The following is a 21,664-nucleotide window of genomic DNA, read 5'->3' on the forward strand; positions in this document are numbered from 1 at the left end:
ATGACTAACTTTGTATCTGCTGCTTTCCTTGTACAAATAAGAATGATCTGATGAATAACAAGAATGGAGTCCACTATGGGTCTTTTTGATTTTGTAAAAGGCATTGGTAAAAAGAACACTGCAGCTGCGGAGCCACAACAAACACCGGCAGCAACTCAACAGGCACCTGCCGCTGCACCTAAAGCAGCATCGGCTGAACCTTCTGCACAGGAAATAGCGAACAAATTATTAGGCCATGTTAAAAGCCTAGGACTGCCAATTACAGGATTGTCGATCAGCTATAACTCAACCTCAGATCTGGCAACCGTACGCGGACAGGTACAAAGTCAGGCGGATCGTGAAAAGATTATTTTAGCAGTAGGAAATGTTGATCATGTCGCTAAAGTGGATGACCAGCTGACTGTAGCGAATCCGGAACCTGAAAGCAAGTTCTATACGGTTAAATCAGGTGATACCTTATCTAAAATTTCGAAAGAATTTTATGGTGATGCCAACCAGTACAACAAGATTTTCGAGGCAAATCGCCCTTTACTGAAAAATGCGGATGATATTTTCCCGGGTCAGGTACTACGTATTCCTGCCTAGTTTTAGATAATCATCAATATAAATTAATAAAATTTTATTTTAAACTTATCTAATTCAGATAAACGGTTCACAACAAAGCCCCTTATGGGGTTTTGTTGTATCTACCACTTGAACCCTTGTCAGAATTAGATTCCTACATCCAGATATGAACTTTCCTTTACTTCTTCCATCACCACATAACTATGTGAGGAAGCAGAAGAGGGGAGCTTTTTTAATAAATCCCCAAGCAGACGCCGGTAAGCACTCATTTCCTTTAGGCGGGCTTTCACCAGGTAATCAAAATCTCCCGAGATCAGATGACATTCCAGCACTTCAGGAATTTCGCTTAAGTCACGCGCGACCTGTTCAAATACATCACCGGATTTGGCAGAAAGTTTGATTTCCAGAAACACTAATAGGTTCTTTTCCAGCTTTTCCGGATTGAGCCGGGCATGGTAACCCATGATGATCCCATCCCGTTCCAGTCGCTTGACCCGCTCGGAACAAGGTGTGGTGGAGAGGTTGACTCGGGAGGCAAGTTCACTAATGGCAATGCGTCCATCGCGCTGCAGGATATCTAAAATCATGCGATCAATGCGGTCTAATTTACGCATCTATTATTCCCTTAATTTTTAAAAATGACGCGAAAAATCTAGTGAATTTGCTGAATATATCAGTTTAAAACAGTGAAATTCACTATTGATCCAAAAATATACTGGTGAAATAAACTATAAATGTCATTGAGGGTAATGTCATGCGCGTAATTGTATTAGGTGGTGGTGTCATTGGTGTAACAAGTGCCTACTATCTTGCGCAGCAGGGAGCAGAAGTGACTGTCCTTGACCGTCAGGCAGGTCCAGCTGAAGAAACCAGTTTTGGTAATGCAGGCCAGATTTCTCCTGGTTATTCGACACCGTGGGCAGCACCTGGCATTCCATTTAAAGCAGTGAAGTGGATGTTTCAGCATCATGCACCATTGGCGATTAATGTCGATGGTAGTCTGTGGCAGTTACAGTGGATGGCCCAAATGCTGAAAAACTGTAATGCTCAGCATTATGCGGTGAATAAAGAACGTATGGTGCGGGTCGCTGAATATAGCCGTGACTGTTTACGTAATCTACGTCGTGATATCGGCATCTCTTATGAAAATCGTTCTAAAGGAACGTTGCAGATTTTCCGTAAGGAAGCACAGCTCGATGCAGTGCAACGTGATATTGAAGTGCTGAAAGAAACCGGCGTGGATTTTGAATTGCTGGATCGTGAACAGCTAGCCAAAGTTGAACCGGCACTGACTGAAGCCAAAGATAAACTGGTAGGTGGTTTGCATCTGCCAAATGATGAAACTGGTGATTGCTACCTGTTCACCAATGCGCTGGCCAATTATGCCAAAGGCATGGGCGTACAGTTCAAGTTTAACCAGCATGTTGAAAAACTGCTGTTTGAAGATGACCAGATTAAAGGTGTACTGGTCAACGGTCAGGTATTGACTGCAGATAAATATGTACTGGCTTTCGGCAGCTATTCCCGTGATTTCCTGAAGCCGTTACACCTGGATCTGCCGGTATATCCAGTCAAAGGTTATTCATTGACCATTCCAATTGTGGATCAGACTCATGCACCGCAATCGACTGTGCTGGATGAAACTTACAAGATTGCATTGACTCGTTTTGATCAGCGCATCCGTGTCGGTGGTATGGCAGAGCTAACAGGCTTTAATTTGGGCCTGAATGAGGATCGCCGTGCAACCTTGGAAATGGTCACTCGTGACCTGTTCCCGGGTGGTGACATGGCGCAGGCCAGTTTCTGGACCGGCTTACGTCCAATGACCCCGGATAGTACGCCAATCATTGGACCAACACGCTTTAATAACCTGTTCCTGAATACTGGACACGGTACGCTAGGCTGGACCATGGCATGTGGCTCAGGAAAGCTGATCAGTGATCTGGTACTGGGTCAAGCACCTGAGATTAGCACTGAAGGCTTGTCGCTGAATCGTTATCAGCAGGTTGCTTAAGCTTTGAAGGATTATCAGTTTCAGGGAAGAAATTTATGCCACGTCCAATACACGCGGTGATTCATCAACAGGCATTGCAACATAACCTGCAAGTTGCACGTTCCTGCGCACCTCAAAGCCAGGTCTTTGCAGTGGTTAAAGCTGATGCCTATGGGCACGGTATTGAGCGGGTTTATCCCGCATTAAAAAGTGCTGATGGTTTTGCCTTTCTGGATCTTACTGAAGGAAAGCGTTTGCGTGCCTTAGGCTGTGACAAACCCTTATTGTTACTGGAAGGCATTTTTGGCCTTGAAGATTTATTCGACTGCGCCAAGTACGGGATAAGTTTTGCAATTCATGCCCAGCATCAACTGGAATGGTTAAAAACCTTTGTCGACTTACAACCAGACGTACAGTTTGATGTCTTTTTAAAAATGAATAGCGGAATGAACCGACTGGGTTTTTTACCTGAGCAGTATCGTGTCGCTTTTCAGGAATTAAAAAATATTAAGCAAGTATGCTCCATCAGTCATATGACACATTTTTCCGATGCGGATGGCATGCGCCTTGGACAGGAAGGTATTGAACATCAACAGCTGGTCTTTACCGAAACCATTCAAAATCTGCCGGGCAAAACTTCACTCAGCAATAGTGCTGCCATTCTGCGTCATCATCAGCATATACAGTCAGACATTGTACGTAGCGGCATCATGCTTTACGGCAGCTCACCTGACTATCCCGCCCATACGATTGATCACTGGAACTTAAAGCCGACCATGAGTCTGCGTAGCGAACTGATCGCGATTCAGCAGGTTTGGGCAGGAGGCAGCATTGGTTATGGCTCTACTTTTATAGTTGAGCAAGATATGCAGATTGGAATTGTGGCCTGTGGTTATGCGGATGGTTATCAGCGAATCACACAAACTGGAACACCAGTTTTGGTAGATGGGATTCGAACCCAAACGGTCGGTCGCGTCAGTATGGATATGCTGGCGGTTGATCTAGGTTCTGTACCTGATGCGCAGATTGGTAGCGAAGTTGTGCTGTGGGGACAATCCATACACGGCACAGTATTGCCGATTGATGAAGTGGCCGCGGGTTCGGGTACGGTTGGCTATGAGCTGATGTGTGCCATTACTCAACGTGTGCCCGTGCAGATTGAAAGCTAAAGATTAAACAAATATTAGAAATAAGAGAGGATAAAATTATGACGGAACATGCAGATATTCAGCGTTTGAACAGCAATCAGGTCATGAGTGCTGTCACCATTCACAATAAAACGGTGTATTTATCAGGGCAGGTGCCAGACAGCAGCAGTCTGGATATTCGTGGTCAAACGCGGGAAGTGCTCATGAAGATTGATCAACTCCTTAAACTGGCAGGTACAGACAAAAGCCGTCTGTTATCTGCACAGCTCTTTGTTAAAAACCTGGAAGACTTTCAAACCGTCAATGCACTCTGGATTGAATGGCTCGAGGGATGTGGCACACCAGCACGCGCAACCATTCAGGCGGATCTGGTAAATCCCGCCTGGTTAATTGAAATTGCAGTGATTGCAGCACTCCCTTAAGTTGCTTCAGATTTTTATATCTCCCAACTTGATTTTGTAAGCATATCAGGCCTGATCATTTAATCCATTAAATGAAACTGCATCTGCAATCAGGATTTCAGGAAGAAATCCGATCAGATAAGCGAAGGCTTGATGTGAAAAAGGAACCGAATATGAATACAGCCTCTTCTAAAGATGATGCATCATCATCTCCCCATGAATTACAACGTAAGCTCTCTAACCGCCATTTGCAGTTAATTGCCATTGGTGGTGCCATTGGTACAGGCCTGTTTATGGGTTCTGGTAAAACGATTGCACTGGCAGGGCCTTCAATCTTGTTTATCTACATGATTATTGGAGCCATGTTCTTTTTCCTGATGCGTGCATTAGGGGAAATCCTGTTATCCAATTTGCACTATAAATCCTTCATTGATATGGCGCATGACCTGATTGGTCCGGGGGCTGGCTATTATATTGGCTGGTCGTACTGGCTGGGCTGGATTCTGGTCGGTATTGCCGACTTAGCGGCAATTATCAATTATCTGAATTTCTGGCTGCCACCCGATATGGCTTTTACACCCATGGGACAGGCCATGATCAGTGCGGGCTGTGTATTGCTGGTATTGGGAATTAACCTGCTGACCGTGAAGCTGTTTGGTGAAATCGAGTTTTGGTTCGCCCTGATTAAAATTCTGGCGATTCTGGGCCTGATTGTGATTGGCGGATATATGATCTTCAGCGACTTCCAGGCACCAAGTGGATCGGCTGCCAGCCTGACCAATGTCTGGGCCTATGATGGTATGTTCCCTAAGGGCACAATGGGCTTTCTGGCTGGCTTCCAGATTGCGATGTTTGCTTTCGTAGGTGTAGAGCTGCTGGGTACGATGGCGGCTGAAACCAAGGATCCGGAAAAGAACTTGCCTAAAGCAGTGAATGCGATTCCTACACGGATCATCCTGTTCTATGTATTGTCTCTGCTGGTGATTATGTCTGTAACGCCATGGGTAGAAATTCCTGCTGATCAAAGTCCTTTTGTGACTCTTTTCCTGCATGCGGGTATTCCGGTGTCAGCCATTATCATGAATCTGGTGGTGCTGTCTTCTGTGATGTCTTCCATGAACAGTGGCGTATTCTCTACCAGCCGGATGCTGTTTGGTTTGGCACGTGATGGCCAGGCACCTCAGGCTTTGGCTGAGCTTTCAAGTCGTGCAGTTCCGGCTAAAGGTCTGTTATTTTCCTGTGCCTTTATTATGGCAGGTGCGGCTTTCCAGTACTTTGTACCGAACACGATGGAAGCCTTTACGCTGGCCAGCTCACTCTGTGTGATTCTGTTTATCAGTATCTGGGGTCTGATTATGGTGTGTTATATCCGTTACCGTAAACAGCAACCTGAAAAACATGCCACTTCGACCTTCAAGATGCCGGGCGGAATCTGGATGTCCTATCTGGTGTTGATCTTCTTGTTCTTTGCCTTAGTTATTTTAAGTCTGGAAGCAGATACCATGAAGGCACTGATGATTAGTCCGCTGTGGTTGGTGATTCTGTTTACTACCTATCATACTTTGTATAAACCACGTCTTCGTAAACGTCAGCAAATTCTCTCCGGAGAATAAAGTGCAGACATAAAAAATCCCCGATCAATCGGGGATTTTTTATTTTAGGGAATTTTAGAAAGTAGGTTTTACCACCACTAAAATCACCACAGCAAATAAAATCAGCGTTGGCATTTCATTAAAGAAGCGCCAGAACTTGTGTGACTTGTAATGGGCATTTCCCATCAGTTTCTTACGATAATAACCACATACCAAATGGTAAATGACCAGCAAGCCAACCAAGCCGACTTTCAGATAGAACCATAAGGCTTCATGGTAATGACGCGTTGCATCACCCCAATCGACCAGAAAGTGTGCTGTGATCAGCGTGGCGACCATAGCTGGCCACATAATCCCGCGATACAGCTTGCGTTCCATAATTTCAAAGCGTTGATGACTTACGACATCTTCGCTCATGGCATGGTAGACATAAAGCCGTGGCAGATAGAACAATGCAGCAAACCAGCAAACCACAGCAATAATATGTAATGCTTTTACCCACAAGAAAGCATCAGAAGGAGCATCCATCAAGTCACCCTAAAATGGGCGGCTTAGCCTTCCCATTTTTTGAAAACGAGACAAGCATTTACGCCGCCGAAACCGAAACTGTTACTCATCACAGTATTCAATTTTGCGTCACGTTTTTCAAGTACGATATCAAATGGTTTTGCGCCTTCATCCAGTTCAGTCACATTGATGTTTGGTGCAATAAAGTCATTTTGCATCATCAGGATAGAGTAGATCGCTTCCTGTACACCTGCAGCACCCAGGCTGTGACCTGTCATAGATTTAGTCGAGCTGAGTGGAGGAACCTGACCTTCACCGAAGGCACGTGCCATAGCTTTAAGTTCAGTAACATCACCTGCTGGGGTAGAAGTACCATGTGTATTCACATAGTCAATTTTATCTACACCATGCTGTTTGGCTTCTTCTAGAGCCATCAGGATACAACGTGTTGCACCTTCGCCAGATGGAGCAACCATGTCAGCACCATCAGAGTTAGCTGCATAAGCCACAACCTCAGCCAGAATATTCGCGCCACGTGCCTGAGCATGTTCCAGTGACTCAAGCACCACAAAACCGCCACCACCAGCAATCACGAAACCGTCACGGTCTGCTGAATATGGACGAGAAGCTGTTTCAGGTGTGTCGTTGTATTTAGAGCACAGTGCACCCATCGCATCAAACAGCAGGCTTTGAGACCAGTGATCTTCTTCGCCACCACCGGCAAGCATTAGATCCTGTTTGCCTAATTGAATCAGGTTATAAGCATAACCAATGGCATCGGCAGAAGTTGCGCAGGCGCTGGTAATCGAGTGGGCAATCCCTTGTAATTTGAATGCCACACCGACGTTTGCTGTAATGGTATTCGACATGTTACGTGGTACGAAGAATGGACCAACTTTGCGTGCGCCTTTTTCTTCCAGCAATTTTGTCATTTCTACTACAGAAGCTGTCGAGTTGCCACCTGAACCACCCGCAATACCATAACGTGGATTATTCGCCAGATCTTCCTGCTTTAAACCCGCATGCTCAACAGCAGCCACAGCAGCATTATAGGCATACATCGCGCACACGCCCATAAAGCGTTTCAGCTTACGGTCAATACCATCAAAATCCTGTTCAGCAGCAGCGCTCACATGGCTTTTGAAATTCAGTTCAGCATAAGTCGGATTAAAACGTGTTCCTGAAATCCCGTTTTGTAAAGAGTGATTCACATCCTCTAATGTATTACCAATGCACGAGTTAATACCCATACCAGTGATGACAACACGTTTCATCTACAGATCCTTATAGTTTATCTCTGGGGCAGCGGGAGATATTTGGCGTTGATAAGACTGCAAAATATAGCGCTGACCCCTATTTCACAATGCAGAACATCATAGCAGAAAGATTTTTGAAATCTTATGGCAAATGTTATGCCGTGTGACAGTAGGTTGAGTTTATAAAGTACTGTGTAGAGCTTTTACTAAATGAAACAGAATAAGGTTGAGATAAATGCTGACTACACCTAGTATTTATACCAAATACAAGCACGTGCATGCTGAGGTAAAAAATGGTAAATGCTAATAATAAACAATCTAATGGTCTGATTTCGAATGCCTTTGGAGTGGCGAAAAAGTTCAGTTCAACAGGTTTGGAACTGTTAAATCATGTTGCACCAGATTCTGTGACTAAAACCTTCAATACCGATCATGCTGTTGATGGCTCGGCAAAAGTCAAAAGCCCTTTTGCTTCAAAAAAATATGAAAATCCTAAAGACATGCTACGCGAACATCTTCCAAATGTTTCCCGTCAGCTGCTGGGCCGTCGTTTTAATACTGTGAATAATGTCGCGCATTTTGTTTCTCCCCAGCTGGCCGACAAAGTATCTGACTACTTTTATAATCACCTGAATCAATTCAGTAACCAGATGAGTTCGGTTGATGCCATTCTGAATGAAGCAGGGGCGAAGGATCTGGAAGAACTGACTCAGGATACTACGCGTTCACAACGCATTTCTCAGGCGTTTGCCGAACAAAATAAATGGATGGCGACAGTACAAGGTGCTGTAAGTGGCGTCACTGGGGTATTGGGAACTGCGATTGATATTCCGGCTTCTTTATTGATGGCACTGCGTACCATCTATCAAGTAGGACGTTCTTATGGTTTTGATCTGAGCAAGGAAGATGATCAGGAAATCGTACAGCATATCTTTAGACAAATTGATCTCAGTCTGATTGCAGAAAAACAAGCACTCTTAATGGGGCTTAAAGCGCTGAGCAGTACCTTAAAGACACATGACCTGTCCCAGCTACAGACCATGCTCGGGTCAAGCAATGATATAGAAACACTGAAAAAATGGCTCAGTAATCAGGATGGCAGCATGAAGTGGGAATGGATGAACCATTTTCCGAAACTGTCTTTATTAGAGCAGCTAACCAAACTGACTCCATTGGCAAGTGCAGGGATTGGTGCAGTCTATAGCCATCGCTTTGTGAATGATGTGAACCAGAAAGCTCAAGAAGTATTCTCGCATGCTCGTCAGTATTTGCAGCAGCATCAGGATCTAGGTTTGTCGCCATATGCTGCCTATGAAAAAGCCGTTGACCTGCTCCAGCAGGCGACCCCGAAGCTGATGGAAAATCTTGATCATTCAGCCGCTGATAAAGATAAGCCAATTCTGGATAAAGAAATCCCAATTGAAGGTAATCAGACCATCAAGCAAGTCAAACTGGTTAAGAAAGAGCAGGAAAGCTTGAGCCCGGAAGAAGCTGAAGTGAAAAAAGATGAAAAGGTCAGTGAAGGTCTGGATGAATTGACCGATAAACTGGTTGAACATGCCGACGCTAGACAGGAACAAAAACCGGCTATTCCAAAAGATTCTTTTGATGCAGATGCAGCCCTAGAAGAAGAGCTCGGCTTGCAGGAAAATGACACAGAAATGTTACAGGCAGCCGCTGAAGAAGAGACGGATACAAATAATCCAGAAAACTCCGAGACTGCAGACAAACAAACGCAAGCTGAGGAAACTACGGAAGATGTTACAAAAAATGCTGCCACGAAATCGAAAAAATAAGTGATTTTCGCCATAAAATAAACGCTTAAAGTCGAGATGCGATCGTGTTTTGCCTGACTTCGGCATATTGACCGATTTTGCATCTTGACATACAATTGCATGCCCTCAAAAAGTAGTATTTTTTTGGGGCTTTTTATTAACGGGAGAATTGCCACATGGCAACAACAAATCAGTTGATCCGTAAGGGTCGTACGACTTTAGTTGAAAAATCTAAAGTTCCTGCGTTGAAGGCTTGTCCACAGCGCCGTGGTGTTTGTACACGTGTTTACACAACTACACCTAAAAAACCTAACTCAGCAATGCGTAAAGTTTGCCGTGTTCGCTTAACTTCAGGTTTCGAAGTTTCTAGCTACATCGGTGGTGAAGGCCATAACCTGCAAGAGCACAGTGTTGTTCTTATCCGTGGTGGTCGTGTTAAAGACTTACCAGGTGTACGTTACCATACCGTTCGTGGTTCTTTAGACTGTGCTGGTGTTAAAGATCGTAACCAAGCTCGTTCTAAATACGGTACTAAACGTCCTAAGAAATAATCTTTCGAGATTAAGCTCTTAGTTCGCTAGAACTGCAATCCTTTATCGTCTCGCTTGTCTGATTTCTGCATTTAATTTTGTGAAAATTCAAGCGACGTGTAGTAAGGCCAGCGAATGCACACGACACTTTGTGCTACTGCTGGATTAACCTGAAGTGTCATATTTATAGGTAGTTTTAAAATGCCAAGACGTCGCGTAGTCGCTGCTCGTGAAATCCTTCCGGATCCTAAGTTCAGCAGCCAAACAATCGCTAAATTCATGAACCACGTAATGCAAGATGGTAAAAAATCTATTGCTGAAAGTATCGTTTACGGTGCTTTAGACCGCGTTCAAGAAAAATCTAAAGTAGATCCAGTTGAATTTTTCGAGACTACTCTTGAAAAAGTTCGTCCTATGGTCGAAGTAAAAGCACGCCGTGTTGGTGGTGCTACATACCAGGTACCTATGGAAGTGCGCCCATCCCGTCGTACTGCCTTGGCTATGCGTTGGTTAGTAGATGCTGCTGCTAAGCGTTCTGAAAAAACTATGGCTTTACGTCTTGCTGGTGAGTTGCTTGATGCAGCTGAAGGTAAAGGCGCAGCGGTTAAAAAACGTGAAGATGTGCACCGTATGGCTGAAGCCAACAAAGCCTTCTCTCACTATCGCTTCTAAGCGGTTAAAACAGCCCCTATTCAGGAGGATGATGAGCCAGTTTTCGCTGTTTTGTCATCGAATCGCTTTAAGTTGCCCAGCAGCTTAAAGCGTCCTGTTTTAAACAACAAAATTTAGGAATGCAAGAAATCATGGCTCGTCAAACCCCAATTTCTCGTTACCGTAACATTGGTATCTCAGCGCACATTGACGCTGGTAAAACAACGACTTCTGAACGTATTTTGTTCTACACAGGTGAGAGCCACAAACTAGGTGAAACTCACGAAGGTTCGGCAACTACGGACTGGATGGAACAAGAGCAAGAACGTGGTATTACCATTACTTCAGCAGCTGTAACATGCTTCTGGAAAGGTATGGGCAACCAGTTCGAACAACACCGTATTAACGTTATTGACACCCCAGGACACGTTGACTTCACAATCGAAGTTGAGCGTTCTATGCGTGTTCTTGACGGTGCGTGTATGGTTTACTGTGCTGTAGGTGGTGTACAACCTCAGTCTGAAACTGTATGGCGTCAAGCGAACAAATATAAAGTTCCACGTATTGCGTTCGTTAACAAAATGGACCGTACTGGTGCGAACTTCTTCCGTGCGGTTGAACAAATGAAAACTCGCTTGGGTGCTAACCCAGTGCCAATCGTTGTTCCAATCGGTGCTGAAGAAAACTTCCAAGGTGTTGTTGACCTTATCGAAATGAAAGCGATTATCTGGGATGAAGCATCTCAAGGTATGAAGTTCGAATATGGCGACATCCCAGCTGACCTAGTTGATACTGCTAATGAATGGCGTACAAACATGGTTGAAGCAGCTGCGGAAGCATCTGAAGAGCTTATGGACAAATACCTTGAAGAAGGTGATTTGACGAAAGAAGAAATCGTAGCTGGTTTACGTACGCGTACGCTTGCAAACGAAATTCAACCGATGATGTGTGGTTCGGCGTTCAAAAACAAAGGTGTTCAACGTATGTTGGACGCAGTAATTGAATTCCTTCCAGCGCCGACTGACGTTGAAGCAATCAAAGGTATCTTAGACGACAAAGACGAAACTGAAGGTTCTCGTGAAGCGTCTGATGATGCACCGTTTGCTGCGTTAGCGTTCAAAATCATGAACGACAAATTCGTTGGTAACTTAACGTTCGTACGTGTTTACTCTGGTGTTCTTAAAGCGGGTAGCCCGGTTTATAACCCAGTGAAAATGAAACGTGAGCGTATCGGCCGTATCGTACAGATGCACGCAAATGACCGTCACGACATCGAAGAAATTCGTGCGGGCGACATCGCGGCATGTGTAGGTCTTAAAGATACAACGACTGGTGATACATTATGTGATGAAAACCACGTAATTACACTAGAGCGTATGGAATTCCCAGAGCCAGTAATTGCACTTGCAGTTGAGCCTAAAACTAAAGCTGACCAAGAAAAAATGTCAGTTGCTTTAGGTCGTTTGGCGAAAGAAGATCCATCGTTCCGCGTACGTACTGACGAAGAATCTGGTCAAACAATTATTGCTGGTATGGGTGAGCTTCACCTTGACATCATCGTTGACCGTATGAAACGTGAGTTCAACGTTGAAGCAAACATTGGTAAACCAATGGTTGCTTACCGTGAAACGATCAAAAAATCTGTTGAACAAGAAGGTAAATTCGTTCGTCAAACAGGTGGTAAAGGTAAATTTGGTCACGTATACGTACGTCTTGAGCCAATGGACCCTGAATCTGGTAAAGACTACGAGTTCGCTGAAGAAGTTGTCGGCGGTGTAGTACCGAAAGAATTCTTCGGTGCGGTTGACAAAGGTATCCAAGAACGTATGAAGAATGGTGTCCTTGCTGGTTACCCAGTAGTTGGCATCAAAGCGACATTGTTCGACGGTTCTTACCATGATGTCGACTCTGACGAATTATCGTTCAAAATGGCGGGTTCTTATGCCTTCCGTGACGGTTTCATGAAAGCAGATCCTGTTCTTCTTGAACCAATCATGAAAGTTGAAGTAGAAACTCCAGAAGACTACATGGGCGATATCATGGGTGACTTAAACCGTCGTCGTGGTATGGTTCAAGGTATGGACGATCTTCCTGGCGGTACTAAAGCAATCCGTGCTGAAGTTCCACTTTCTGAGATGTTTGGTTACGCAACTCACATGCGTTCTATGTCTCAAGGTCGTGCGACTTACTCTATGGAATTTGCTAAATATGCTGAAACTCCACGTAACGTGGCTGAAGGCATCATTGCTAAGTTCCAAGCTGGCGGCAAAAAAGGTGACGACGAGTAATCTTTCGATTACTATATTGCCTAACTAAATTTATAGTTAAAATCTAATACTCATGCAGGTTTACTGCATGAGTAATCTACAAAGGAAGATGAACATGGCTAAGGCTAAGTTTGAACGTAATAAGCCACACGTTAACGTGGGCACAATCGGTCACGTTGACCATGGTAAAACAACTTTAACAGCTGCGATTGCAACTGTATGTGCTAAAAAATTCGGTGGTGAAGCGAAAGACTACGCTGCAATCGACTCTGCACCAGAAGAAAAAGCACGTGGTATTACAATTAATACTTCACACGTAGAATACGATTCTCCAACTCGTCACTACGCTCACGTAGACTGCCCGGGCCACGCCGATTATGTTAAAAACATGATTACTGGTGCTGCTCAGATGGACGGCGCGATCCTTGTATGTGCTGCGACTGACGGTCCAATGCCACAAACTCGTGAACACATCCTGCTTTCTCGTCAGGTAGGTGTACCTTACATCGTTGTATTCTTGAACAAATGCGACCTTGTAGACGACGAAGAGCTTCTTGAACTGGTTGAAATGGAAGTTCGTGAACTTCTTTCTACTTACGACTTCCCAGGTGATGATACTCCTGTAATCCGTGGTTCTGCTCTTCTTGCACTTAATGGTGATGACAGCCAATACGGCGAGCCAGCAGTAGTTGCGCTTGTTGAAGCGCTTGACTCTTACATCCCAGAACCAGAACGTGCAATCGACCAAGCATTCTTGATGCCAATCGAAGATGTATTCTCAATTTCTGGCCGTGGTACAGTTGTAACTGGCCGTGTTGAAACTGGTATCATCAAAGTTGGTGAAGAAGTTGAAATCGTGGGTATCAAAGATACAGTTAAGACTACTGTAACTGGCGTTGAAATGTTCCGTAAACTTCTTGACGAAGGCCGTGCTGGTGAGAACTGTGGTATCTTGCTTCGTGGTACTAAACGTGAAGACGTACAACGTGGTCAAGTACTTGCTAAACCAGGTTCTATCAAACCGCACACTAAATTCGATGCAGAAGTATACGTACTTTCTAAAGACGAAGGTGGTCGTCACACTCCATTCCTTAACGGTTACCGTCCACAGTTCTACTTCCGTACAACTGACGTAACTGGCGCGATTTCTTTGAAAGAAGGCGTTGAAATGGTTATGCCTGGTGACAACGTAGAAATGTCAGTAGAACTAATTCACCCAATCGCAATGGACCCAGGTCTACGTTTTGCGATCCGTGAGGGTGGTCGTACAGTTGGTGCTGGTGTAGTTGCTAAAGTAACTGCATAATCGCTGATTGTGTGAAAAAAGCGTCCCTTTGGGACGCTTTTTTTATATCTGTAAATTCAACCTACTCATTTTCAAGCATATTTAAATTGTCTAACAATATATTTACAAGCTGTCCTTAAGTGATATTTCACTGACCTTATCTGCCCTTATGTGAAAAATTCAACGCAGTAATATAACTATAAGAATTTTAATAATTAGATTTCAGCTCTATATAGAACTGATGGGAGTAAGTGTATGAATGCTCAAGTGAAAATTACCAACCGTGCAGGTGCAAGTTTTCCGGTACGTCGTATGAGTTTTGATTTTGATCAGGTGTCAGAATACTGGATGAATGGTTCAGCAGGACTGACTCACTTTATGACTGCACTCTCTGCACTATTCCCGGCAGGCGAAAAATTCTTTATTGATTCTGTTCGCGCTGTACGTCAGCACCCAGCAATTAAAGACAATGAAGCATTGCAAAAAGAAATTTCTGTCTTTATTGGTCAGGAAGCCATGCATACCCAGGAACATGTTGGCTTTAATGCCTCAGCGCAACGCCATGGCCATGATGTTGATACGCTAGATCGTTATACTGACCGAGTCATTCAAACTGCACACAAAATCTTCGCGGCAGTCGGTAAGCCAGTCGGTATTACCCAGGAAATGGTCGACCTCACTGCGACGACTGCACTAGAACATTTTACTGCGACCATTGCATCTCAGTTACTGACCAATCAGCATATTCAGGAACTGATGAAAGATGACACCATGAAAACCATGTGGCTCTGGCATGCAATTGAAGAGAATGAACATAAGGCCGTGGCCTATGATGTATTCGAAGGTGTTTTCGGTAAAGGTTTAAAATCTTATCTACTGCGTACCACTTCACTGGTTGCAGCGATGGTCACGCTATTCTTTGTACAAAGCTACTTCGTATTGCGTTTATTGAAAGAAGACCGTCAGTTAAGTCTTGGAGCTTTAAAAGAAATCTATACTTATGGTTATAGCCCATCTAAAGGAATTATTACCGGTATGGGTAAAGAAATGCTGATGTACTTTAAACCTGGTTTTCATCCAAATGATCATGACACCCATAGCTTATTACAAAGCTGGAAACAAAAACTGGGCCTTTAATTTAAAACTAGATTAAAAGACTGAAGAGCAACCTAAGTTGCTCTTTTTTTTGCTCGATTTTTTAAATAAAGTTTCTATAATGCGGAGGTTAATTCTAGATAAGATGAACGAAGATGATTCGTTTGATGCAAGCTGCGGATGTACCAGCCGTTGCCAAGATTGAAACCAAAGTACAATCCCATCCCTGGACCTTTAAACAATTTGAAGATGCTGTTACTGCCTATCAAAGCACTGTGATTGAACAAGCAGGGCAAGTCGTAGGGTTCTGCATTTTACAGCCGGTGTTGGATGAAGCCAATTTATTACTGATGGCAATTGATCCTGCGCAACAGGGCAAAGGTTTAGGTTATCAGTTGCTAGATGCCTCAATTGCATTATTGAAAAATAGTCCAGTACAAATCTTTCTGGAAGTACGGGAAAGCAATACTGCTGCAATTAAACTGTATGAAAAAACCGGTTTTCATCAGATTGATCTGCGCAAGAACTATTATCCGAATACGAATGGCACTCGGGAACATGCCATTATTATGGTGAAGTCCTGTACTGATGATTTTGCCAGCCTGTTTAAATAATATTCCAGCTCTTATTTGACGACTAAATTACTTGATGATGGGATTATTCCATCCGCTAGGCAAGGTCGTCATCAAGGAGTTTCCCAGATGTTCAATCTCCACAGGGGTAAGGGTGCGGTTTAATCGGCGCCATTGCCCGTCAATCAATAATTCAAGTGGCAGGTATTGAGACTTGTAGTTCATTTTGGCTGAATGTGGCACCCAGTAGCCCAGATAAACAAACTGTAAGCCAAGTTTTTGAGTGTGCTCAATCTGTTTCAGAATCGCAAAGGCACCAAGGGAACGGCGGTTCTCATCAGGATCAAAGAAAGTATACACCGCTGAAACGCCATCATCGAGCAGGTCACAAGTCGATACACTGATGAGACGGTCATCTTTCCATAATTCCAGAAAGAAACTATCGGTACAGCTTTGCAGTAAAAACTTTTCGAACTGGTCACGGCTAGGTGGATACATATCACCATCTGCATGACGTTCATTAATATAACGTTCATAGAGGGCGTAATGTATATCTGTGGCCTGTTCAGGATGGGTAATTTTAACCGTCAAATCCTGATTACGTTTCCAGGCTTTTTTTTGCGAGCTGTTCATTTGGAATTCATGAACAGGAATACGTGAAGATAAACATTGACGGCACAGGTGGCATTCAGGCCGATAGACAAAATCACCACTACGACGGAAACCGGTACGAGAAAGCTCGGACAGCGTCACTACATCAATACGGTGCGCTGGATCAAGAAAAACCATGCGCGCGGACTTGTTGGGCAGATAGCTACAGTCATGCGGCGGCGTAATATAATACTGTAAATCGTTCAGTAGGGACTGTGGTTGATAAGAGTTCATAACAAGTGCCCTCTGTTATTTTCATTCACTTAATCGCGCAGACTGCGCTATTGTTTTACTTGAAAATACACCGTCTTGATACTTTTTCCAATTGATCGCAGGCTGTTTTATCACATCTTGTAACGATTTAAGATATGTATGGCGAGAAATTGTACAGGCACCTAGACTCATCAAGTGATCATTCACCAATTGACAGTCAATCCAGGGCAGCTGATTTTCTCCGCCAATCAGCATCAGGGCATAGAAAGCCATTTTAGAAACATCGGTCTGGGTGCTAAACATGGATTCACCGAAACAGCCCTTGCCGATAGTCACCCCATAGAGTCCACCTACTAGGCGATCTTCATCCCAAACCTCAATACTATAACCATAACCCGCATTAAACAGGTCGCAATAACCTTGAATGATCTCTTCACTAATCCAGGTCTCATCTGCATAAGCGCGAGGCAATGAGCAGGAACGGATGACTCTTTCAAAAGCATGATTCACCGTAATTTTATAATCCTGTTTTTTCATGCTTCGAAGCAGGGATTTACTTGGATGATAATCTTCTGGCCGAATAATACAGCGTGGTTCCGGACTCCACCAGCAGATCGGATCACCTTCAGAAAACCAGGGGAAGAGACCATGGGTATAGGCCTCATACAAAGTAGAAGGGGAGAGGTCTGCACCGATACAAATCAGGCCTTCACCCTCAAGATCTGCTTCTTCAGGATTAGGGAAAATGTACTGTGAAGGAGGAAGAAGATGCATGCAGAACCCTGATCTTGAAATAGACTGTTTTTATCATACATAAAAAAACCGCCCATGATGGACGGTCTTTTTATTTTCGCTGCTTAGTCTAATTTACCCATTGCATCGAGATATTTTTCTGCATCCAGTGCCGCCATACAGCCTGAACCTGCAGAAGTAATCGCCTGACGGTAGATACTGTCTGCGATATCGCCTGCAGCGAATACACCCGGGATAGAGGTTTGGGTGGCATTCCCTGCGGTACCGCTTTGTACCTGAATATAACCATCACGCAGTTCTAGCTGGCCTTCGAACATAGTGCTATTTGGTTTATGACCAATAGCAACAAATAGACCTGATACTTCAACGTCCTGAGTTGAATCATCTTGAGTTGATTTTAAACGTACCGCAGTGACGCCAGTGGTATCACCCAACACTTCTTCTACCTGATGATTCCAGATAATGCTGATTTTTCCTTCTTTTTCTTTTTCAAAAAGATGGTCTTGCAGGATTTTTTCAGAACGCAACGTATCACGACGATGAACTAGGGTCACATGAGAAGCGATGTTAGAGAGATATAACGCTTCTTCAACAGCGGTATTACCACCGCCCACAACCATCACTTTTTGTTCTTTATAGAAGAAACCGTCACAGGTTGCACAAGCGCTCACGCCTTGACCCATAAATGCAGCTTCTGATTCCAGACCCAGGTATTGCGCAGTTGCACCAGTACAAATGATCAGGGCATCACAAGTGAACTCTTCCATATCGCCTTTCAGGACGAATGGACGAACGTTAAGGTCAACTTCATTGATATGATCATAAACAATTTCAGTACCAAAACGTTCTGCATGAGCCTGCATACGTTCCATTAAAGCTGGACCAGTCAGACCTTCAGGATCGCCAGGCCAGTTATCTACTTCAGTCGTTGTGGTTAATTGACCACCCAGTTGCAGACCTGCAATCAGGGTCGGTTTTAAGTTTGCACGCGCTGCATAGACTGCTGCGCTATAGCCAGCAGGGCCAGAACCTAAAATAATCAGTCGTGAGTGACGTGCGCTCATTCGCTGTATCCTTTTTTATTTAGAAATTTATTGAATTATACGTGAAACTGTATAACAGTGGTGTGAGATTAAAGTCGATATTATTGATCATCGAAATCGATTTGGGCTATATAGAAGAAGTACACAATAATGCATCTTTTTTGATGCAACAGGTGCATAATATGCATTTTATTGCGACGCTTTTTTTGAAGCATACCAGCAAAAGAATATTCATGAAGAATTGGTTACAGGACAGTATATGACAGCGGTGTCGAGTGCCTATGCACAGCGCTTAGTAATGACATTATTTTTAGTCTCATTTGGGATTTATCTGTTTCTTGCAACAGTGACCTATACACCATTTGATCCGGGGTGGATGCATATCTCTAGTGATACGCAGACAGTTTCAAATGCCAGTGGGGTTGCAGGGGCTTGGATTTCAGACCTGTTATTTGGCTTTCTCGGCTGGGCAAGCCTGCTGATCCCTGTGTATCTGTTTATGGAAGCAATCCAGGTCTGGTGGCCGCGCAGCTTCCTGAACCGTCCATTCCGCTATGCTGCCCAATTCTTCCTGTTATTGACTACATCGGCGTTGCTGTTCCTGTTCTGGCAAGTTCCAGCCGATACGCTGGATAATTCTTCAGGTGGCATTATTGGCTATGAGCTGGGTCAAAGCCTTGAACAATTACTAACTGTCTATGGCGCAGCTTTTTTCTTGCTGGTGCTTTGGGTAGTTCTGTTTACCTTGGCATTTGGTGTGAAATGGAACAAGACCTGGAGCAGTCTCAAGGCAACGCCTGCTTATCTGCAAGATCTGTTCTATCGTAATGTACCAGAAGGCATGTCGGATTTTGACCGTACTGCGCCTGTAATGAAAAAAGAAGCGGTAAAAGCAGCTGCCAAAAAAGTGACAGTACCAGTCACTGCCGCACCTGAGCATGATCTGGTAGAAGTCGACCCTGTAGTTCGCGATCATGTCGCTGAACGCCTGTTTGAGGATTTTGCAGATAAAGAATCGCACCAGCCTCACCACTATGAAGAAGATATTTCTGAACCTGTACAGACATCAGCTTCAGAACCTGTTCAGGAACAAGCACCGCGAACAGTAGAGCCGGATCGTGTGGTGGCAACAGGAGAGGTGTGGCGTGCGTTACATTCCAATGAAGACCAGCGTCACAAGCAGGATATCGATGCTTTGCTTAAAGCTGCAGAAGAAGAGCAAGCTGATTTTTCTCCTGATGCATTTGCAGCTGCGTCAACGAATCACAATGCTCATGAAGTGACATCATCATCTACCGCCAAGAATAATCTGGACTGGGATGATGATGAAATTTTTGATGAGTTATTGGCCGCAGTCCCGCAAGGTAAAACCGCAACGGATGTGCATAGCCCGTTCAATTCAGCAGTAGCTGAAAAATCCCTCAGAATTGTAGAAGATGCTGGAACAATCAGCTCAACTGCGGCTGCTCCACTTATGGCTGCACATGCGATTAAAAATACCAGCCTGGAAGCGGACTTTGAGGATCTGGACGATTTACTGGTTGAAGCTGATGAACCAAAACCTGCACCTGTACGTGCATCAAGTTATGCCCAATCTTCTGCTTTTGTTCAGGCACCGATTCAGCGTGTAGAGACAGCAGCTCAAACCGCAGCGACCAATGCAGCAGTTCGGGAAGCATTGTCCAAAGAAGAATTTATTGAAGCTTGGCATGAAACTGCCGGTAAGCCTCAGGATGAAGACGAGTTTGACTTCGATGCGCCACTGACCGATGCCGCTGGTCGTCCAATGTCACGTGCCATGCAGGTCGCTGAGCGCCGTAAAGACCTGTCACCATTGCCGGGTCTGGAATTGCTGGATAAAGTCGATCCGAACAAAAAAGTGAATTTCACTGAAGAGCAATTATCCCGTTTATCAGAACTTCTGGAAATCAAGCTTCAGGAATTTAACGTTAAAGCCAAAGTGGTCGAGGCTCAGCCAGGCCCAGTCGTGACCCGTTTTGAACTGGACCTTGCGCCTGGTGTGAAAGCTTCCAAAGTCACTAATATTTCACGTGACTTGGCTCGTTCGATGTCAATGGCTTCAGTACGTGTAGTCGAAGTTATTCCAGGTAAGCCTTATATCGGCATTGAAGTTCCGAACAGTAGCCGTGAAATGGTGCGTTTGATTGAACTGGTACAGATTCCAAAATTCAATGATCCAGATGGCATTTTGTCGATGGCCATGGGTAAGGATATTTCGGGCAATCCGGTGATTACTGAACTGGGTAAAGCACCGCATATGCTGGTAGCAGGGACTACGGGTTCTGGTAAGTCGGTGGCGGTTAACTCGATGATTCTATCGATGCTATTGAAGTACACACCAGACCAGTTACGCCTGATCCTGATCGATCCGAAACAGCTTGAATTGGCCAACTATAACGATATTCCACACCTGTTAACCCCAGTTGTAACTGATATGAAAGATGCAGTCAGTGCCTTGAACTGGTGTGTAAATGAAATGGAACGCCGTTACAAACTGATGTCCTTCCTGAAAATCCGTAAGCTCAGCGACTATAACCGTAAGGTAGAAGAGGCGCTTGCCAATGGTGAAGAGCTATTTGATCCAACCTGGAAAGCGAGTGAATCAGTCGCAGGGGAACGCGCACCGCGCTTAACGCCATTGCCATCGATTGTGATTGTGGCGGATGAGTTTGCGGATATGATCATGCAGGTCGGTAAAAAAGCCGAAGAAATGATTACCCGTCTGGCACAGAAATCCCGTGCTGCCGGTATTCACCTGTTACTGGCAACTCAGCGTCCCTCAGTAGATGTGATCACTGGTCTGATCAAGGCGAATATTCCGACACGTGTCGCACTTCGTGTGAACTCGAAAATCGACTCACGTACCATTCTCGATGCAGGTGGTGCAGAAGATCTGCTCGGTCATGGTGATATGCTGTTCCTTGGCCCGGGTAAAATTGAGCCGGAGCGCGTACACGGTGCCTTTATTGCCGATGATGAAGTGAACCGGATCTGTGATGCATGGCGTGAACGTGGGGCGCCTAACTATGTGGATGAGATCCTGACTCCATTTGATGAAGAACCGTCTAGTCGCGGCTTTGAGGATGGTGGAGATGGTGGATCTGATCGAGATGCGCTGTATGATCAGTGTGTGGCTTTTGTTTTGGAAACCCGCAAAGCATCAACTTCATCTTTGCAGCGTAAGTTCAGTCTGGGTTATAACCGTGCTGCACGGATCATTGACCAGATGGAAGAAAATGGCATTGTCAGCTCAATGGGTGCCAATGGGAAGCGTGAGATCTTGGTTTAAATCCAGAATCTCTAGCGATTAAAAAAGCCTGCTTTAAGCAGGCTTTTTTATGCATTAC

The 21,664-nt window shown here is 44.5% G+C and carries 19 protein-coding genes; 13 read left to right on the plus strand and 6 right to left on the minus strand.

What is annotated here, in order from left to right:
* Positions 1-75: 75 nt before the first annotated feature.
* Positions 76-585 (plus strand): peptidoglycan-binding protein LysM, encoded by a 510-nt coding sequence (lysM, locus tag FTU03_RS09800; protein WP_004783297.1) that lies wholly within the window; start codon positions 76-78, stop codon positions 583-585.
* 125 nt (positions 586-710) lie between these two features.
* On the opposite strand, the gene FTU03_RS09805 is transcribed toward lysM, so the two are convergent.
* Positions 711-1,178 (minus strand): Lrp/AsnC ligand binding domain-containing protein, encoded by a 468-nt coding sequence (locus tag FTU03_RS09805; RefSeq protein ID WP_004783295.1) that lies wholly within the window; start codon positions 1,176-1,178, stop codon positions 711-713.
* A gap of 140 nt (positions 1,179-1,318) precedes the next feature.
* On the opposite strand from FTU03_RS09805, the gene FTU03_RS09810 reads away from it, so the two are divergent.
* From FTU03_RS09810 to FTU03_RS09825, 4 genes are all read left to right on the plus strand, one after another.
* A complete protein-coding gene (locus tag FTU03_RS09810; protein ID WP_179992877.1) occupies positions 1,319-2,578 on the plus strand; it encodes a D-amino acid dehydrogenase in 1,260 nt (419 codons plus the stop codon).
* A 35-nt stretch (positions 2,579-2,613) separates the two neighbouring features.
* Positions 2,614-3,726: an alanine racemase gene (gene alr / locus FTU03_RS09815; protein WP_179992878.1), complete on the plus strand. Its 1,113-nt coding sequence runs from the start codon at positions 2,614-2,616 to the stop codon at positions 3,724-3,726.
* Between the two features lie 38 nt (positions 3,727-3,764).
* Complete coding sequence (locus FTU03_RS09820; protein ID WP_034701622.1) at positions 3,765-4,127, plus strand: RidA family protein; 363 nt, start codon at positions 3,765-3,767, stop codon at positions 4,125-4,127.
* Between the two features lie 152 nt (positions 4,128-4,279).
* The gene (locus FTU03_RS09825; RefSeq protein ID WP_034701631.1) at positions 4,280-5,719 is read left to right on the plus strand and encodes an amino acid permease; all 1,440 of its coding nucleotides are present in this window, start codon (positions 4,280-4,282) and stop codon (positions 5,717-5,719) included.
* A gap of 54 nt (positions 5,720-5,773) precedes the next feature.
* Here FTU03_RS09825 and FTU03_RS09830 read toward each other — a convergent pair whose 3' ends face one another.
* Together FTU03_RS09830 and FTU03_RS09835 are read right to left on the minus strand one after the other, a co-directional pair.
* Complete coding sequence (locus FTU03_RS09830) at positions 5,774-6,226, minus strand: CopD family protein (protein ID WP_179992879.1); 453 nt, start codon at positions 6,224-6,226, stop codon at positions 5,774-5,776.
* 23 nt (positions 6,227-6,249) lie between these two features.
* Complete coding sequence (locus FTU03_RS09835) at positions 6,250-7,479, minus strand: beta-ketoacyl synthase N-terminal-like domain-containing protein (RefSeq protein WP_005234293.1); 1,230 nt, start codon at positions 7,477-7,479, stop codon at positions 6,250-6,252.
* A 275-nt stretch (positions 7,480-7,754) separates the two neighbouring features.
* Between FTU03_RS09835 and FTU03_RS09840 the strand changes: the two genes are divergently transcribed.
* The 7 genes from FTU03_RS09840 (at position 7,755) to rimI (ending at position 15,678) form a co-directional block, all read left to right on the plus strand.
* The gene (locus FTU03_RS09840; protein ID WP_125278763.1) at positions 7,755-9,257 is read left to right on the plus strand and encodes an EcsC family protein; all 1,503 of its coding nucleotides are present in this window, start codon (positions 7,755-7,757) and stop codon (positions 9,255-9,257) included.
* Positions 9,258-9,412: 155 nt separating this feature from the next.
* Positions 9,413-9,787 (plus strand): 30S ribosomal protein S12, encoded by a 375-nt coding sequence (gene rpsL, locus FTU03_RS09845; RefSeq protein WP_004783283.1) that lies wholly within the window; start codon positions 9,413-9,415, stop codon positions 9,785-9,787.
* 180 nt (positions 9,788-9,967) lie between these two features.
* Positions 9,968-10,438, plus strand: coding sequence for a 30S ribosomal protein S7 (gene rpsG, locus FTU03_RS09850; protein WP_004783282.1), 471 nt, complete (start codon positions 9,968-9,970; stop codon positions 10,436-10,438).
* A gap of 131 nt (positions 10,439-10,569) precedes the next feature.
* Positions 10,570-12,705, plus strand: coding sequence for an elongation factor G (gene fusA, locus FTU03_RS09855; RefSeq protein ID WP_159123545.1), 2,136 nt, complete (start codon positions 10,570-10,572; stop codon positions 12,703-12,705).
* Between the two features lie 94 nt (positions 12,706-12,799).
* Positions 12,800-13,990 carry an elongation factor Tu gene (tuf, locus tag FTU03_RS09860; RefSeq protein ID WP_166139643.1) on the plus strand — a complete coding sequence of 397 codons (1,191 nt, stop codon included), beginning with the start codon at positions 12,800-12,802 and terminating at the stop codon, positions 13,988-13,990.
* 234 nt (positions 13,991-14,224) lie between these two features.
* Entirely contained in the window at positions 14,225-15,106 is an 882-nt protein-coding gene (locus tag FTU03_RS09865; protein WP_179992880.1) for a metal-dependent hydrolase, read from the plus strand.
* 113 nt (positions 15,107-15,219) lie between these two features.
* Entirely contained in the window at positions 15,220-15,678 is a 459-nt protein-coding gene (gene rimI, locus FTU03_RS09870; RefSeq protein ID WP_179992881.1) for a ribosomal protein S18-alanine N-acetyltransferase, read from the plus strand.
* Positions 15,679-15,705: 27 nt separating this feature from the next.
* Here rimI and FTU03_RS09875 read toward each other — a convergent pair whose 3' ends face one another.
* From FTU03_RS09875 to trxB, 3 genes are all read right to left on the minus strand, one after another.
* Positions 15,706-16,521, minus strand: a complete 816-nt coding sequence (locus FTU03_RS09875; protein WP_005234302.1) for an arginyltransferase — start codon at positions 16,519-16,521, stop codon at positions 15,706-15,708.
* Positions 16,522-16,542: 21 nt separating this feature from the next.
* Positions 16,543-17,274 (minus strand): leucyl/phenylalanyl-tRNA--protein transferase, encoded by a 732-nt coding sequence (gene aat, locus FTU03_RS09880; protein ID WP_179992882.1) that lies wholly within the window; start codon positions 17,272-17,274, stop codon positions 16,543-16,545.
* Between the two features lie 83 nt (positions 17,275-17,357).
* Positions 17,358-18,317: a thioredoxin-disulfide reductase gene (gene trxB, locus FTU03_RS09885; RefSeq protein WP_004783272.1), complete on the minus strand. Its 960-nt coding sequence runs from the start codon at positions 18,315-18,317 to the stop codon at positions 17,358-17,360.
* Positions 18,318-18,555: 238 nt separating this feature from the next.
* Here trxB and FTU03_RS09890 point away from each other — a divergent pair, with 238 nt between their 5' ends.
* Positions 18,556-21,606, plus strand: a complete 3,051-nt coding sequence (locus FTU03_RS09890; RefSeq protein WP_179992883.1) for a DNA translocase FtsK — start codon at positions 18,556-18,558, stop codon at positions 21,604-21,606.
* Positions 21,607-21,664: the final 58 nt, after the last annotated feature.

This window comes from Acinetobacter sp. YH12046, assembly GCF_013419905.1.
Lineage (GTDB): Bacteria > Pseudomonadota > Gammaproteobacteria > Pseudomonadales > Moraxellaceae > Acinetobacter.

What these genes read in the sequence shown, in the direction of transcription:
- FTU03_RS09805 (WP_004783295.1), bottom strand. Translation starts at nt 1,178, where the DNA reads ATGCGTAAATTAGACCGCATTGATCGCATGATTTTAGATATCCTGCAG.
- FTU03_RS09825 (WP_034701631.1), top strand. Translation starts at nt 4,280, where the DNA reads ATGAATACAGCCTCTTCTAAAGATGATGCATCATCATCTCCCCATGAA.
- rimI (WP_179992881.1), top strand. Translation starts at nt 15,220, where the DNA reads ATGATTCGTTTGATGCAAGCTGCGGATGTACCAGCCGTTGCCAAGATT.
- tuf (WP_166139643.1), top strand. Translation starts at nt 12,800, where the DNA reads ATGGCTAAGGCTAAGTTTGAACGTAATAAGCCACACGTTAACGTGGGC.
- FTU03_RS09830 (WP_179992879.1), bottom strand. Translation starts at nt 6,226, where the DNA reads ATGGATGCTCCTTCTGATGCTTTCTTGTGGGTAAAAGCATTACATATT.
- trxB (WP_004783272.1), bottom strand. Translation starts at nt 18,317, where the DNA reads ATGAGCGCACGTCACTCACGACTGATTATTTTAGGTTCTGGCCCTGCT.
- rpsL (WP_004783283.1), top strand. Translation starts at nt 9,413, where the DNA reads ATGGCAACAACAAATCAGTTGATCCGTAAGGGTCGTACGACTTTAGTT.
- aat (WP_179992882.1), bottom strand. Translation starts at nt 17,274, where the DNA reads ATGCATCTTCTTCCTCCTTCACAGTACATTTTCCCTAATCCTGAAGAA.
- FTU03_RS09835 (WP_005234293.1), bottom strand. Translation starts at nt 7,479, where the DNA reads ATGAAACGTGTTGTCATCACTGGTATGGGTATTAACTCGTGCATTGGT.
- FTU03_RS09875 (WP_005234302.1), bottom strand. Translation starts at nt 16,521, where the DNA reads ATGAACTCTTATCAACCACAGTCCCTACTGAACGATTTACAGTATTAT.
- fusA (WP_159123545.1), top strand. Translation starts at nt 10,570, where the DNA reads ATGGCTCGTCAAACCCCAATTTCTCGTTACCGTAACATTGGTATCTCA.
- alr (WP_179992878.1), top strand. Translation starts at nt 2,614, where the DNA reads ATGCCACGTCCAATACACGCGGTGATTCATCAACAGGCATTGCAACAT.
- FTU03_RS09810 (WP_179992877.1), top strand. Translation starts at nt 1,319, where the DNA reads ATGCGCGTAATTGTATTAGGTGGTGGTGTCATTGGTGTAACAAGTGCC.
- FTU03_RS09890 (WP_179992883.1), top strand. Translation starts at nt 18,556, where the DNA reads ATGACAGCGGTGTCGAGTGCCTATGCACAGCGCTTAGTAATGACATTA.
- FTU03_RS09820 (WP_034701622.1), top strand. Translation starts at nt 3,765, where the DNA reads ATGACGGAACATGCAGATATTCAGCGTTTGAACAGCAATCAGGTCATG.
- FTU03_RS09840 (WP_125278763.1), top strand. Translation starts at nt 7,755, where the DNA reads ATGGTAAATGCTAATAATAAACAATCTAATGGTCTGATTTCGAATGCC.
- rpsG (WP_004783282.1), top strand. Translation starts at nt 9,968, where the DNA reads ATGCCAAGACGTCGCGTAGTCGCTGCTCGTGAAATCCTTCCGGATCCT.
- FTU03_RS09865 (WP_179992880.1), top strand. Translation starts at nt 14,225, where the DNA reads ATGAATGCTCAAGTGAAAATTACCAACCGTGCAGGTGCAAGTTTTCCG.
- lysM (WP_004783297.1), top strand. Translation starts at nt 76, where the DNA reads ATGGGTCTTTTTGATTTTGTAAAAGGCATTGGTAAAAAGAACACTGCA.